Raw genomic sequence first — 13,119 nt, forward strand, 5'->3', positions numbered from 1 at the left:
GCATGGAACAGCTTCCTTTCAATCGACTACGCGGCGCCCAGGGCGACCCCTCAAGAAATCTCTTGCTCGGATTGGGTCTGCGCCTTGACACAATGGCAGGGTCAAGTCGGCGGGATGCTGCCCTGGGGCGCGGGGATATCGCCGCGATGATCGGAGCGACCGAGTGATCGCGGTAGCATCGCGCGGAGCTAGCGCCCGATCCGCTCGGCGAGCTTGATGCGGGCGCGCCGCAGGCGCGTCTCGACCGCCTTCTCGGTGATGGAGAGCACCGCGGCGGTCTCGGCCTGGCTCATGCCCTCGACCGTGTGCAGCACCAGCGGCTCGCGCAGCGAAGCGGGAAGCTCGGCGATCTCCCGCCGCAGGCGTTCCAGCTCCTGCCGGTCGGCGGCGACGACGTCGTGTCCCGGGCCGGCAGCGGGCACCGCCTCGGCGGCCTCGTCGATCGGGCGGGCGAAGGTGAGGAAGCGCCTGACCGCCCGCCGCCGCCCCCAGTCGCGGCACTTGTTGATCGCGATTGTTGCCAGCCAGGCGCGCATCGGCCGTCCGGCGTCGTAGCGGCGCAGCGCCTGGTGCGCGGACACGAAGGTCTCCTGCGTGAGGTCGAGCGCCTCGTCGGCGTCGGCCACGTTCCCGACGATCAGGCGGTAGACGTGGCTGCGGTGGCGGCGCAGGATCTCGGAAAAGGCGGCATCGCCTCCCGCCACGGCGAGCGTGGCGAGCTCCCCGTCGGGGAGCGAGCCGTAGTCGGGCCTCACTGAGCGTCGGCGGTGAGCGACTTGACCACTGCGCGGTCGAACGCGGCCGCTTGGTCCGGCCGCAGGATGCCGCGCATCGCGAAGATGTGGGCGAGCGTCTCCTTCTGCAGCTCGCCCATCGCTCCGTGCGATGCGTCGACCGCGGCCGTCACGCGCGGGCCGATGCCGTGCTCGGCCTCGATGGCGTCGGCCAGTCGGGCGTTGTCGGACCTGAGCTCGAGCTCCAGCGCGCGGCGCCGCAGGGCGAACCGCTGTTCCAATGCCTCGATCTGCGCCTTCTGGCGATCGTCCAGGTTGAGCTGGTGGTGCAGGACGTCGTGCAGTTCCGACCCCTGCCGGTGGTCCGTGGCGATCAACGTGCGGCCGACCCACACGCCGGCGACGGCCGCGATGAAGGCTATGACCGCGACCAACGCGGCGAGCTTGGCCGTCCTCACCGGTCGGCTGCGAGCAGGGTTGAGGGGGCGAGTGGCGCGGACAGGCCGAAGGGGGCGAGCGGGGCGGCGGACGCGGGCGGCGCGCCGGGGCCGGCCGCCATCGCACCCAGCGCTACCGCGCCGACGCCTGCGAACGCCGCCATCCTGATCCCCGTGCGTGTCTCGCGTCGCGAGCGCACCCCGGCCATCACTGCATCCTCGATGCCTTCCAGCCCGGGGTGGTCGGTCGCCGATAGCCGGCGCAACGCCATGTCGATGTCGGTCTGCATCATCGTGTGCTCCAGTTCCTTCGAATGGCGATACGCACCTGAGCGCGCACACCCTCGGATTATCCTACTTCCTGCACTTCCATGCCGAGGCCGGTTCCAGCCTCAGGCCGGACTAACATGGATCGAGGGGAGATGCCTCGGGCCGCGTATCCATCGTGCCGGCGATTGGCCGGTTCACGGAGAATGGATCGATGCGTTTCGGCCTTGTTGCGGCGACCGCCGCCCTTTTCGCGGCGGCGCCTGCCGTCGCCCACCCCAAGCTGCTTTCCGCCACCCCGGCTCCGAACTCGGTCGTCGCTTCGCCGGTCCGGCTGCAGCTGACCTTTTCCGAAACCCTCGTCTCCAACTTCTCCGGAGTGGAGCTGGTGATGACCGACATGCCGGGCATGAAGATGTCGTCGCCGATGCGGATGACCGTGTCGACCGCCCTCGCTCCCGACGGCAAGTCCGTGGTCGTGACCCTGGCGAAAGCGTTGGCACGCGGCGGATACAAGCTCGACTGGCACGTCGTGTCCACCGACACGCACCGCGTGCAGGGCAGCTACGCCTTCAAGGTGAAGTGAGCTTGGCCACGCTCGACGTCGTCGTCCGGTTCGCGCTCTATCTGGATCTGGCGCTGGCGTTCGGCATGGCCTTCTTCGCGCTCTGCGCGCCGCAGGTTCGCGACTCGCTCCCGCTTCCGCGCCTGCTCGCATCCGCCGGACTCACCGGGATAGTTCTTTCGATCCTGGGTCTGGCGGTCCTCTCCGCATCGATGGCGGGCGTCCCCCTCGCCCAAGTCGATGCGGAGAGCGTATCCATGGTCCTGACCGGCATGTCGCTCGGCACGGCCTGGATGGTCCGGATCGGGGGCCTGGCGCTAGTCGTCGCCGCGGCCCGCCTGGTCCCGCGACGACCAACTACCGCGCTGTGGGCCGCCAGCTTCGGCGGCGCGGTCGCGGTCGGTGGTCTCCCCTGGGCGGGTCACGGCGCGATGGGCAAAGGCGCGATTGGCTGGCTGCACCTCGCCGCCGACATCGCGCACCTTCTGGCGGCCGGGATCTGGGTCGGCGCCCTCGCATTCCTCCTGCTGCTCGTCGCCCGGCCGTCGGCCCGCACCGATCCGGCGCATTTGTGGGCGACCCACCGCGCGCTCGACGGGTTCTCGCTCGTCGGGACGGTGGTGGTGGCCGTCATCGTGGTCACCGGCGTGGTGAACGCGTGGCTGCTCGTCGGCGCAGCCAACATTTTCTCGCTGCCGGGCACGCTCTACGGCCAGCTCCTCATCGCCAAGCTGCTGCTCTTCGCGGTGATGCTCGGCTTCGCGGCGGTCAACCGCTACCGCCTGACCCCAGCCTTCGCCGCGCGGATCGATGCGCGGGACCATCGTGGTGCCGTCGTCGCGCTCAGGGTCAGCGTCGCGTTGGAGACCGGATGCGCGGCGCTCGTGCTCGCGCTGGTCGCGTGGCTGGGGACGCTTCAGCCGACCGTGTCTGCGATGTGACGCGCGTGGGGGGAGCGAGCGTATTCACGGCCCGTCGCTGCGTGACACCCTGATGGACGGGTCGCTGCTCCTCGACGAGACGGGCAGGATGCTCGTGGTCGCGGGGCTGATCTGCGCGGTCCTGCTCGTTCCGATGATGATCGTCGGCCTCATCGTCGGCATGATCCAGGCCGCGACATCGGTAAGCGAGCAGTCGCTGAGCTTCGTCCCGAAGCTGCTCGCCCTGGTGCTGTGCCTCGTGGTGTTCGGGGCGGCGGTGGTCGAACTGCTCACCTCGTTCACCGCCGAGCTGTTCGGCGTCATCGGACGCATCGGGCGGTAGCGGCGCGGCACCTCGGCCAAGGGTGCGGTCGAGGCGAGCCGTGGCCCCGGCGATCTATTCCAGTGGGATCGTGAACGACGGCGCATCGTATAGCGTCGATCTGGCCGCAGGCACGGTCAGGCCCTCCGCCCGCAACTTGCCGATGACGGTGGCCGCTTCCTGGTGCGACATGCGAGGATCGACCTCGATCGATTTGAGCACCGAATTCGGGTCGAAGCCGTATCGGAATACCGTGCCGTCGGCCTGCTTCGGCTCGACGTCGCAATAGAGCAGGCGGATCTCGTCCTCGTGCGCGAACGCCTCGCGCTTAACGCAGAGCAGTTCGGCGAAGCGGTCGTTCGTGCCGCCAAGCGCGAGATCGGTGAAGGTGAGCGAGGACATGTGGGCGGCGATGGCCTGCTGGTCGTGATACTCCACCCTGCCGGCGAATGCCTGCAAGCTCGGAGCCAGGCGGGCCGAGACGGCAAGGCCGTCGAGAAGATCGCCGAGCCGCGCGGTCGCCTTGATGCCCGTGTGCGTCGCACTGTAAATTCGCCACATGGCGTCGCTGTCGGCGGTCCCGGTCCAGCATTGCCCATACCAGTCGGCCGCGAGCGGCTCTAGCGTGCCGAGCTCGCCGTCGGGCGTGCGAACGAGCGTGTGGGCGAGCAGGAAATTCTCGAACGGATCGTCCCACAGGCCCGGGCTGACCAGCCCGTTCTCGCGGCTGCGGAGCAGATCGACGAAGCGGTCGAACGAGAACGTGCGATGGACGAGGATGTCCAGGTCGCCGGGCTCGAGGTTGATCAGCGTCGCGCCGCTCGGCGTGGTGGTTGCCTGGGATGTCATGCGAGGCTCCTCGATATGGACTTGATTGCCTTCAGCCCGCTGCCGAAGCGCGCGATCGCCTCGCGGTGACGCTCGAGCTCGCCGTAGGGAAGGTAGGAGAAGTCGAGGTCGGCGATCCGGCTGAACGCGGGACGGCGCAGTTGCGCGCGGACGTCCGCCTCGCGCGCGTCCGGCGCGACCAGGAACAGCCCCGCGGCCTTGTGCAGGTCGCCGCCGGACAGAGCGAGGTCGAGCATGCGAACGATCCCCGAGTATATCGAGGTGGAGTGCTCGACCTCGAACGCGGCGGTGACGTGGCCGGCTCCCTTCTCGAGCCAGAGCACGTCGATGAGGCGGATCGAGTCCGCGCCGCTGGCGGTCGCGATTGCGTCAGGCAGGCGATCGAGGCAGCCCTCGCCGAGTGGCATCCCGGCATGCAGCCGCCCCCGATCGTTCGCGGCGATCCAGACGTCATGTCCGAGCGCGATGCCGAGGTCGCGCAGCCATGCCTGCACCTCGGCGTGGGTGCGATCGCCCTCCTGCTGCGCCGCGGCGGCCTTGCCGAGCGTCTGGGCCTCGGCGCGTGCGCGCTCGAGCCGCGACGTCCAGTCTGCCGCCGACTCCAGATCGTCGTCGAGCGGCGGTGCCGGATAGCGGCCGGAGCCGATGTCGAACAGCAGGCCGCCGATAGCGCCGAGGTCGTTGGACAGAAGGTCGCGACACTGGTCGTTGAGATCGAGGACGCCGGTGCGCATCGCGAGGAACTGGTCCCAGCTGCCGAGCTTCACCTTGGCGCCGGTCAGCGCGTTGTAGCCGTTGACGATCGCGGTGTTGAACGGCGGCACCAGCGTCGGGTGCAGGAAGTAGAGCAGGTTGGCGACCGCCGGACCGAGCCCCTTGATCTTCAGTCGGTCGATCGCGTGGATGTGGTCGATGATCTCCTCGGCGGTGTCGCAGCACGAGCAGTTGTCGAGCAGGCGACCGAACGCGCGCTGGTTCTCGGGACTCTCGTAGATGTCCGGGATGCGCAGCTTCGGCTTCCACAGAAAGGCGTGGTCCGCGCCCTTGAAGATCTGGCGCTGCTCGGCGACCGAGTGGACGACTGTCTCCAGCGACGACCCGCGATACGTGACGCCGAACGTGCCGCCGCCGATCTCGCCCACGACCTGCTGCAGGCCGCGCCGGATCGAGCGGAAGTTCTTCAGGCGCTCATCCCAAAGGAACCAGGAGCGGTATGTGGCGCCGGGGTCGTCGCGCCAGCGCTGGATCATTTCCCGAATGCGGGGAACCCGGCCGTTTCCGGCGATCTGCAGGGCGGTAGTGGCCATCTTTCCTCCGTCTGGTGGTCGGAACTAGCGTGTCCGGCGCGCCGTTTCGAGCGCGATCGCGCCGGCGGACCGGCTTCAGCCGGCCTTGTTGGCGGTGAAGACGCTAATCGATCCCGACGGCGTGGTGATGACCATCGATTCGGTAACGTCGGTGAAGCCCGCCCCGGCGATCAGGCCGGGCAGCGCGCCGTCGGCGTTCGGCTGCGTGTCGCGCCGGCCGTCGATCCGCTGGACGGTCATTCGGAACAGCGCGCGCATCAGCGGCGAGCGCTGCTCGGAATAGTCGGCGAGCACTAGCTGCCCGCCGGGGCGTAGAACCGCGAGCATGGCCGCAAGACCACTCGCCTTGCCCTCGAGTCCAACTTGGTGGAGGACCAGCGTGCAAGTGACGAGGTCCAGCGTGCCCGCACGTCCATCGCGCGCGGCGTCAGAGGCGAAGCCACTCCGCCATGCGATCGAATGGTGGCCATCCTTCGCCTTGCGTTGTGCTATCTCGAGCGCATCCGGGTCGGGATCGAGGCCAGTGATGACCGCCCCTGGCAGCCGCCAGGCCAAGGCGACGGCGAGCGTCCCGGTGCCGCAACCCACGTCCAGCACGGTTGTCGGTTCCGCGTCGGCGACCGCATCGACGACTGCCCGGCGCCATCGCTGTTCGCGGGTGAATACGCGCAGTGCGGCGTCATAGAGAACGGTCGGCCCCCGCCCTAGCGCGGGAGTGAATCCACGCGTCGTCTGATCTGTTTTCGGCACCGGCCCCTCCTGTCGGGAGGGGATACGCGCCGCGATGCGTAAACCCTCATGGGCGGCAGCGCGGAAAAAGCTCTTGACCCTGACATGATGTCAAACACCATCTAGGGTGCCGGAGGACCGACATGCACGATCACGGACACGCCTCAAAGGACATGGGGCAAGGCTGCTGCGGTGGGCATCATCTGACCGATGGCGGAAAAACGGTCAAGGATCCGGTCTGCGGCATGGACGTCGATCCGGCGGCGACGGCGCATCACGCCGAGCACGCCGGCGTCGAGCACCACTTCTGCTCCGCCGGCTGCCGCGCGAAGTTCGTCGCCGACCCCGCGCGGTATCTCGACGATGCGCCGCGTGTCGCGCCACAGGCGTCGCCCGGCGCTATGTGGACGTGCCCGATGCACCCCGAGATCCGCCGGAACGGCCCGGGCACCTGCCCGATCTGCGGCATGGCGCTCGAGCCGGAGGAGCCGTCGCTCGACGACGCGCCCAACCCCGAGCTGGTCGACTTCACCCGCCGCGTCTGGGTGGCGGGCGCGCTGACCCTGCCGCTGCTGGCGGTGTCGATGGTCGCGGAGGCGCTTGGCTTGGCGCTGGTGCCGGCCGCGTGGAACCCCTGGGTCCAGCTGCTGCTCGCTGCACCGGTCGTGCTGTGGGCGGGCCTTCCCTTCTTCCAGCGCGGCTGGACGTCGATCGTCACGTGGCGTCTCAACATGTTCACGCTGGTGTCGATCGGCGTCGGCGCGGCGTTCGCCTACAGCGTCGTCGCCACGGTTGCGCCGCGAGTTTTCCCCGACACCTTCCGCATGCACGGCATGGTGCCGGTCTACTACGAGGCCGCCGCCGTGGTGGTGACGCTGGTGCTGCTCGGCCAGGTGCTCGAGCTGCGCGCCCGCGCCGCGACGGGCCGCGCCATCCGGGCGCTGCTCGACCTTGCGCCCAAGACGGCGATCAGGATCGACGCGGACGGCACCGAGCAGGAGGTATCGCTAGGGGACGTCGCGGCGGGCGATCGGCTGAGGGTCCGTCCGGGCGAGGCGGTGCCGGTGGACGGGATCGTCGTCGAGGGGCGCTCGTCGGTCGACGAGGCGATGTTGACCGGCGAGCCCGCGCCGGTCCTGAAGGCCGCCGGCGCCGAGGTCACCGGCGGCACCGTCAACGGCACGGGATCGCTGACGATCGAGGCACGGGCGGTTGGCGCGGACACCGTTCTGGCGCGCATCGTCAAGATGGTCGCGCAGGCGCAGCGCAGCCGCGCGCCGATCCAGGCGGTGGCGGACCGCGTGTCCGGCTGGTTCGTGCCGCTCGTCGTCCTGATCGCCGTCGTGACGTTCATAGTCTGGAACCTCGTCGGTCCGGAACCGCGCTTCGGCCACGCCCTGCTGAACGCGATCGCCGTGCTGATCATCGCCTGTCCGTGCGCGCTCGGTCTCGCGACGCCGATGTCGATCATGGTCGGCACGGGACGCGGCGCGCACGCCGGCGTGCTCGTGAAGGACGCCGAGGCGCTGCAGCTGCTCGAGCGCGTCGACACGCTGGTCATCGACAAGACGGGCACACTGACCGAGGGCCGTCCGAGGCTCGTCGACGTTGAGGTCACATCGGGCTTCTTCCCGGCGGACGTCCTTTCGGCGGCGGCCGCCGTCGAGGCGCGGTCGGAGCATCCGCTCGCGCGCGCCATCGTCGACGCGGCGCGCGACCAGGGCATCGAGACGGCCGAGGCCATCGACTTCGAATCCCAGACCGGACTTGGCGTCAGTGGCGTGGTGGGCGGCCGGACGGTGGCGGTCGGCAATGCCGAACAGATGGAGCGCGTCGGCGCGGACGCCGCCCCGCTCGCCTTCGCGGCCGAGCGCCATCGTGGCACCGGCGCGGGCGTCATGTTCGTGGCGATCGGTGGTAGGCTGGCGGGTCTGCTGGTCGTGACCGATCCGGTCAAGGAGTCCGCCGGCCCCGCGATAGCGGCGCTTCGAGAGGAGGGTCTGCGGATCGTGATGCTGACGGGCGATGCCGAGGCCACCGCGAGGGCGGTCGCCAGCACGATCGGGGGCATCGACGAGGTCCACGCGGGACTCCGACCCGAGGACAAGGCGCGCATCGTCGCCGAGCTGCGCGCGAAGGGTGCCGTGGTCGCCATGGCGGGTGACGGCATCAACGACGCCCCCGCGCTCGCCGCCGCCGATGTCGGCGTCGCGATGGGCACCGGGACCGACGTCGCGATCGAGAGCGCGGGCGTGACGCTCACCAAGGGCGATCTCGCGGCGATGGTGCGCGCGCGGCGTCTGGCCAAGGCGACGATGCGCAACATCCGCCAGAACCTGTTCTTCTCGTTCCTGTTCAACGGGATCGGCGTGCCGGTCGCCGCGGGCGTCCTGTATCCGGTCGCCGGCATCCTGTTGTCGCCGATGATCGCCGGCGCCGCGATGGCGCTGTCGAGCTTCACCGTGGTGACGAACGCGCTGCGGCTGAACGCGGCGAGGCTCTGAAGGGCGGTCCAGCCTGCGGCCTTGGCCATGGCGCCCGCCGCGTCCATATCCGGCGGCATTGGAGGAAGTCATGGCCTACACGATCCTGGCGCAGGGGCCGGGCTACACGGTTGCGCAGGACGACGAGGCGCACTCCTCGATACCCTATGCCGCCGTCGACCGGGAGAACGGCGACCGCAACCACGGCTTCGTCGATCTCGCCGACCGGCCCGAGCTAGCGGCGGACATTCCCGAGGCGGGACGTTCGGCGGGGCTGCGCACGCTTCTGGAGACGGTGAACGGGGTCGGGTCGCCGCTGATGACGCTCGGCTGCGAGTGTGGGGTCTTTCTGCGGGAACCCGAGTCCGAACAAGCGCCGGACCGCTACATCGGATCCTATGTCGCGATCGCCTTCCGCGTGGCCGGAATGAACACCGCCGCGCGCATCTACGAGCTCGCGCGCGCCGTGTTGGGCCGGACCGCCGGCAGCGAAGCGCACCACTACACCTTCGAGATCACGATCACGCCGCTGCGCGCCTTGTTCGGGCATGCGGGGTGCTTCGAGATGCACACCAACGCGCTGGGATATGGCCGCGACGACGCGCAGGCGTGGGCGGCGTTCGACGCGGCGTGCCTGGCGCTGTCGACCGCTGTCGAGGGCGTGCTCGCGCTGCCGCGGGATGACGTGATTTTCCAAGCCTAGCCTTGGGCGGCGGCTCGACCAGATCGAACCATCCTGGACCGGCCCCCTTGACTCGCGGCGGCGATCCGCGACGATCCGAGCATCGGGGGGATTTTCATGACTAAGGTCATATACCTGACCGGCGCGCCGGCGTCGGGGAAGAGTTCGACCACGAGGATGCTGGCCGAGCGCGTGCCCGGGCTGCAGGTCTGGGAATATGGCGCGCGTCTGACCGAGCACGTGCGGACGCGGGTCGATGGGGTCGCCAGCCAGGACGAGTTGCGGACGCGTTCGTCAGGCATCGTCACGCCAGCGGACGTGGACGAGGTCGACGACGCCCTGATCGCATTCGTCGGTGAGCATCGGGAGCGCAGCAACGTCCTGATCGACAGCCATGCGGTCACCAAGGAGGAATACGGATACCGGATCACGCCCTTCTCGCTGGCGCGCTTCGCCCAGCTCGCGCCCGATGAGATCTGGGTTCTCTACGCCAGCCCGGAGGAAACGCGGCGGCGCATCGAGGCCGACGGAGGCGGGCGACCGATGGTGACGGTGGAGGAGGCCAGGACGCACACCTTGCTCCAGTCGTCGGTGGCCGCGACCTACGGCATGTCCCTAGGCCGGCCCGTCTATCTCTTCGACACGGCGGCGGAACGTGGCGCGCTGGTCGATCGCCTGGCGGCGAGGTTCGCATGACCGGGGTGCTGGGATGGATCGGCGGGATCGTCCGCGGTGGTGCCCAGCCGCCGGAGCAGGTGGCGCGCCCCGCGCCGCAGGAGCGGAGGCGCGTCGATCTGCGCAAGGCCATCAACGCGGTGTCGGACGTCGTGCAGAACCGGCCCCGGCCGCTGCGCGTGTTCGACCAGATCCACATGAAGACCGGCGACATGGTGCTGCAGAGCGAGATGATCGCCGACTGGGCCGACGGGAAGCGCCTGGCCTTCATCGGCGACGGCGACGCGATCAGCGTGTGCGTCGCCTACCTGCGCGCGCGCGACGTGCTGAACTTCGGACCGTCGCACATTACCGTGTTCGACTTCGACGAGCGGACTGTCGAGGCGGTGATGAACTTCGCCGACCGTGAGCGCATCGCGAACCTCGACGCCCGGCTCTACAACGTGCTCGACGCTATGGAGCCGGGCGAGCTGTTCGACTGCTTCTACACCAATCCCCCTTGGGGTGCCTCGAACAACGGTGAGAGCGTGAACGTGTTCGTCGAGCGCGGGATGGAGGCGACCGGTCACGTCGGCGAGGGCGTCGTCGTGATCGCCGACGACGACGAGCTTCCTTGGCCGAAGCACGTGCTGGCCAGCGTCCAGCGGTTCGCCGCCCTGGAGGGCTTCTACGTGTCGAAGATGCAGCGCAAGCTGCACGAATACCATCTGGACGACGCGCCGGAGCTCAAGTCCTGCAATCTCTATCTCGCCGCGGTTCCCGGCAACCTGACGCGGCCGACGAGCGAGGCGATCAGCGATCCGCGCCGACTCGAGAACTTCTACGGGCTGTCGCAGGAGCCGCGCGTCCGCTACGTTCGGGCTCGCCGTCGTCTCGACTACGGGGTGGCGCACGAGGACGAATACGAGCTGGAACTGTTGGAGAGCGACCGTGAATGACATCGTTGTGCCTGGTGCGGGGCTGCTCTTCATGAAGATCGGGACGCACGCGCGAGAGGATCTCGCCGCGATCATCGCGCGCAAGACCGAGGAGATCCGGCAGACCGGGTTCGGCATGTGGGGCTATGGCGGCAACACGTGCCATCCCTCCTCGATGGTCCAGCCCTTTGCCAAGTCCTTCGCCTCGCGCGACCGCACCATCCATCTGTGCATGGAGCAGATGGAGTCGAACCATTTCGCCGAGCCACTGTGCGCGGCCGAATATTCGCCCGACGGCGTGACATGGAAGGAAATACCGGAGACAATCCAGGTCAGGGGCTCGCGCTACGCGCTGGTCATAGACCGGTTGCACGAGGAGCGCTTCATGCTGCCGCTCGATCAGACACGGGTGCCGGTCGGGCCGAGCACCGGCCGGCTGGGCAGCCGTTACATCAAGGGCCGGGTCGACAAGGCTTGCCTCGAGGTGCTCGACGCTCCCGAGCTGACCAATGACGCGGATCCGCGCGAGATCGAGATCAACCTGGTCGCCACGCTCCAGGCGCCCTACGCGGTGTTTCTTCGCGGCCAGCGCTGATCGGTCCGACCGCGTTCCCGCGTCGGCGGCAAGCCGGCCCCGACGGCTTCACAGCATCGAGCCGAGATCCGATCCGATCGTGGGATATGCCGACACCATCTTCTTGAGGTCGCCGGCCATCAGCCCGAGCCGGATGGCGAGGCCGAAGTGGTTGACGATCTCGGCGTAGCCCGGCCCGAGAAGGTGCGCACCGAGGATCTCGTCCGTTCGCGCATCCACGATAATCTTCGTGTGGCCGCACGTCTCACCGACACGGAAGTTGGAGAACCACTCGCTCGTGTCGTTGGAGATGACGCGGACCTCGTGGCCGGCGGCGCGCGCTTCCGCTTCCATCATGCCGACCCGCGCCAGCTCGGGGATCGTGAAAACGACGCTCGGGACGCCTCGGTAGTCGGGCTCGGCGTGATCGCCTTTTAACATGTTCGATGCCGCGACCTTGCCTTCGAACACCGCGACGGGAGTGAGGGCCGCACCAGGCGTGTCTGCCGCGTCGCCCGCGGCGTAGACGGCCGGGTTCGAGACGCTTCGGAGATGCGCATCCACGAGGATTCCCTCATCCGTCCGCTCGATAGCGGCGGCGGCGAGATCGAGGCGGTCGATCGCTGGAATCCGGCCGGCACCATGCACGACGAGGTCGACGGTGAGCTCCTCGATCAGCCCGTTCGACTTCGCGCGAACCCGGAGCCCGCCCTCCAGGCGCTCGATCGACTCGAGCGCGGTGTAGAGGCGGACCTCGACGCCCAGACGGCGGCCGTGCGCGACGAGACGGTCGACGAGGTCGGGGTCGAACCCCTTCAGTGGCCGGCCACCGTGTTCGACGACGCAGACGCGGCTGCCCGCCCTGGCCGCGATGTGGGCGAATTCGAACGAGATGTAGCCGCCGCCGACGAACAGGATGCGGGGTGGAAGGTCGTCGAGTTCCATGAACGCCGCGTTGTCGATTACGTGCTCGGCGCCCAGCATCGCAAGGGGACGTGGCTCCGCGCCGGTCGCGATCAGCACGTTGCGGCCCTGAAGCCGCGTGTGACCGCCGATCTCGACCGTGTTCTCGTTCAGGAAGCGTGCCTGGCCGTGGAAGGTCGCGACGCCCTTGCTCTCGAGGCCGTCCTCGATTCGGTCCGGCATCCGGTCGGTGAAGCTGCGCTTGAACGCGACCAGTTCGGGCCAGTTGATCCTGAGGCCGCCGTCCTCGATGCCCTTGCCGCGCATCAGCTGCGCGTCGTTGATGATCTCGGCGCCGCGGCGGAGCAGCTTCTTGGGGTCGCAGCCCCGTAGCGCGCACGTCCCGCCGTAGGGGAGTTCGTCGACGACCGCGACCGACCAGCCCGCCGCCGCGCATTTCTCGGCCGCGCTCACCGCCGCCATGCCGACGCCGAGCACGACGAGGTCGAACGACCGGATCACGGTGAAGCATCGACCTGACAGCACGCGGCCGTCCCCGTGGCACGGGACTCTTGAATGGGGGGGCAGGGAACCGTTCCGAACGAGCAGAACACGCAGCAGTCGCCCGTGTTCGGACGGAGCACCACCGCGCAGCCCCTGCAGTCGTAGAAGAACTGGCAGGCGTTGGTCGGCATCGTTTCGGTCTCGACGTGCCCGCAATTCGGGCACGTTAGAGTGGATTGCAGTTCCATGAT

16 protein-coding genes are annotated in these 13,119 nt (G+C 68.8%); 8 read left to right on the plus strand and 8 right to left on the minus strand.

The window, feature by feature from the left end; translation table 11 throughout:
• Nucleotides 1–188 precede the first annotated feature (188 nt).
• Genes J0J06_RS11025 through J0J06_RS11035 form a run of 3 tightly spaced genes read right to left on the minus strand, consistent with a single transcriptional unit; the run spans nt 189 to nt 1,464 of the window.
• Complete coding sequence (locus tag J0J06_RS11025) at nt 189–755, minus strand: RNA polymerase sigma factor (protein WP_294041884.1); 567 nt, start codon at nt 753–755, stop codon at nt 189–191.
• Complete coding sequence (locus tag J0J06_RS11030; protein WP_294041886.1) at nt 752–1,192, minus strand: periplasmic heavy metal sensor; 441 nt, start codon at nt 1,190–1,192, stop codon at nt 752–754. The genes J0J06_RS11025 and J0J06_RS11030 overlap by 4 nt, the downstream gene beginning before the upstream one ends.
• Complete coding sequence (locus tag J0J06_RS11035; protein WP_294041887.1) at nt 1,189–1,464, minus strand: hypothetical protein; 276 nt, start codon at nt 1,462–1,464, stop codon at nt 1,189–1,191. The genes J0J06_RS11030 and J0J06_RS11035 overlap by 4 nt, the downstream gene beginning before the upstream one ends.
• Nucleotides 1,465–1,652: 188 nt before the next feature.
• On the opposite strand from J0J06_RS11035, the gene copC reads away from it, so the two are divergent.
• From copC to J0J06_RS11050, 3 genes are read left to right on the plus strand one after another with little or no spacing between them, the layout of a single operon-like run.
• Nucleotides 1,653–2,024, plus strand: coding sequence for a copper homeostasis periplasmic binding protein CopC (gene copC, locus J0J06_RS11040; RefSeq protein WP_294041889.1), 372 nt, complete (start codon nt 1,653–1,655; stop codon nt 2,022–2,024).
• A gap of 2 nt (nt 2,025–2,026) precedes the next feature.
• Nucleotides 2,027–2,944, plus strand: coding sequence for a copper homeostasis membrane protein CopD (copD, locus tag J0J06_RS11045; protein WP_294041891.1), 918 nt, complete (start codon nt 2,027–2,029; stop codon nt 2,942–2,944).
• A gap of 52 nt (nt 2,945–2,996) precedes the next feature.
• The gene (locus J0J06_RS11050; protein ID WP_294041892.1) at nt 2,997–3,266 is read left to right on the plus strand and encodes a flagellar biosynthetic protein FliQ; all 270 of its coding nucleotides are present in this window, start codon (nt 2,997–2,999) and stop codon (nt 3,264–3,266) included.
• Between the two features lie 54 nt (nt 3,267–3,320).
• Here J0J06_RS11050 and J0J06_RS11055 read toward each other — a convergent pair whose 3' ends face one another.
• The 3 genes from J0J06_RS11055 to J0J06_RS11065 all read right to left on the minus strand — a co-directional run bounded on the left by J0J06_RS11055 (nt 3,321) and on the right by J0J06_RS11065 (nt 6,151).
• A complete protein-coding gene (locus tag J0J06_RS11055; RefSeq protein WP_294041894.1) occupies nt 3,321–4,094 on the minus strand; it encodes a DUF2971 domain-containing protein in 774 nt (257 codons plus the stop codon).
• A complete protein-coding gene (locus J0J06_RS11060) occupies nt 4,091–5,401 on the minus strand; it encodes a type II restriction endonuclease (RefSeq protein ID WP_294041897.1) in 1,311 nt (436 codons plus the stop codon). The genes J0J06_RS11055 and J0J06_RS11060 overlap by 4 nt, the downstream gene beginning before the upstream one ends.
• A 75-nt stretch (nt 5,402–5,476) precedes the next feature.
• Nucleotides 5,477–6,151, minus strand: coding sequence for a class I SAM-dependent methyltransferase (locus tag J0J06_RS11065; RefSeq protein ID WP_294041900.1), 675 nt, complete (start codon nt 6,149–6,151; stop codon nt 5,477–5,479).
• Between the two features lie 122 nt (nt 6,152–6,273).
• Between J0J06_RS11065 and J0J06_RS11070 the strand changes: the two genes are divergently transcribed.
• The 5 genes from J0J06_RS11070 to J0J06_RS11090 all read left to right on the plus strand — a co-directional run bounded on the left by J0J06_RS11070 (nt 6,274) and on the right by J0J06_RS11090 (nt 11,482).
• On the plus strand, nt 6,274–8,634 hold the full coding sequence (locus J0J06_RS11070; protein ID WP_294041902.1) for a heavy metal translocating P-type ATPase: 2,361 nt from the start codon (nt 6,274–6,276) through the stop codon (nt 8,632–8,634).
• A gap of 70 nt (nt 8,635–8,704) precedes the next feature.
• Nucleotides 8,705–9,316, plus strand: a complete 612-nt coding sequence (locus J0J06_RS11075) for a hypothetical protein (RefSeq protein ID WP_294041904.1) — start codon at nt 8,705–8,707, stop codon at nt 9,314–9,316.
• A 96-nt stretch (nt 9,317–9,412) separates the two neighbouring features.
• The gene (locus J0J06_RS11080; RefSeq protein WP_294041906.1) at nt 9,413–9,991 is read left to right on the plus strand and encodes an ATP-binding protein; all 579 of its coding nucleotides are present in this window, start codon (nt 9,413–9,415) and stop codon (nt 9,989–9,991) included.
• Nucleotides 9,988–10,908 (plus strand): bis-aminopropyl spermidine synthase family protein, encoded by a 921-nt coding sequence (locus tag J0J06_RS11085; RefSeq protein ID WP_294041908.1) that lies wholly within the window; start codon nt 9,988–9,990, stop codon nt 10,906–10,908. The genes J0J06_RS11080 and J0J06_RS11085 overlap by 4 nt, the downstream gene beginning before the upstream one ends.
• On the plus strand, nt 10,901–11,482 hold the full coding sequence (locus J0J06_RS11090) for a hypothetical protein (RefSeq protein WP_294041910.1): 582 nt from the start codon (nt 10,901–10,903) through the stop codon (nt 11,480–11,482). Before J0J06_RS11085 ends, J0J06_RS11090 begins: the two co-directional genes overlap by 8 nt.
• Nucleotides 11,483–11,530: 48 nt before the next feature.
• Here the strand turns inward: J0J06_RS11090 and J0J06_RS11095 are convergent, their stop codons facing one another.
• Nucleotides 11,531–12,910 carry an NAD(P)/FAD-dependent oxidoreductase gene (locus tag J0J06_RS11095; RefSeq protein WP_294041912.1) on the minus strand — a complete coding sequence of 460 codons (1,380 nt, stop codon included), beginning with the start codon at nt 12,908–12,910 and terminating at the stop codon, nt 11,531–11,533.
• A complete protein-coding gene (locus J0J06_RS11100) occupies nt 12,883–13,116 on the minus strand; it encodes a GDCCVxC domain-containing (seleno)protein (RefSeq protein ID WP_366931214.1) in 234 nt (77 codons plus the stop codon). The genes J0J06_RS11095 and J0J06_RS11100 overlap by 28 nt, the downstream gene beginning before the upstream one ends.
• Between the last annotated feature and the right edge of the window lie 3 nt (nt 13,117–13,119).

Origin of the sequence: Sphingomonas sp., from assembly GCF_017304615.1 — a bacterium.
In the GTDB taxonomy this organism is placed as follows: domain Bacteria; phylum Pseudomonadota; class Alphaproteobacteria; order Sphingomonadales; family Sphingomonadaceae; genus Sphingomonas.

Excerpts from the sequence above, each read along its gene's own strand:
- J0J06_RS11035 (WP_294041887.1), bottom strand. The coding sequence starts at position 1,464 with ATGATGCAGACCGACATCGACATGGCGTTGCGCCGGCTATCGGCGACC.
- copC (WP_294041889.1), top strand. The coding sequence starts at position 1,653 with ATGCGTTTCGGCCTTGTTGCGGCGACCGCCGCCCTTTTCGCGGCGGCG.
- J0J06_RS11050 (WP_294041892.1), top strand. The coding sequence starts at position 2,997 with ATGGACGGGTCGCTGCTCCTCGACGAGACGGGCAGGATGCTCGTGGTC.
- J0J06_RS11055 (WP_294041894.1), bottom strand. The coding sequence starts at position 4,094 with ATGACATCCCAGGCAACCACCACGCCGAGCGGCGCGACGCTGATCAAC.
- J0J06_RS11060 (WP_294041897.1), bottom strand. The coding sequence starts at position 5,401 with ATGGCCACTACCGCCCTGCAGATCGCCGGAAACGGCCGGGTTCCCCGC.
- J0J06_RS11070 (WP_294041902.1), top strand. The coding sequence starts at position 6,274 with ATGCACGATCACGGACACGCCTCAAAGGACATGGGGCAAGGCTGCTGC.
- J0J06_RS11075 (WP_294041904.1), top strand. The coding sequence starts at position 8,705 with ATGGCCTACACGATCCTGGCGCAGGGGCCGGGCTACACGGTTGCGCAG.
- J0J06_RS11080 (WP_294041906.1), top strand. The coding sequence starts at position 9,413 with ATGACTAAGGTCATATACCTGACCGGCGCGCCGGCGTCGGGGAAGAGT.
- J0J06_RS11085 (WP_294041908.1), top strand. The coding sequence starts at position 9,988 with ATGACCGGGGTGCTGGGATGGATCGGCGGGATCGTCCGCGGTGGTGCC.
- J0J06_RS11100 (WP_366931214.1), bottom strand. The coding sequence starts at position 13,116 with ATGGAACTGCAATCCACTCTAACGTGCCCGAATTGCGGGCACGTCGAG.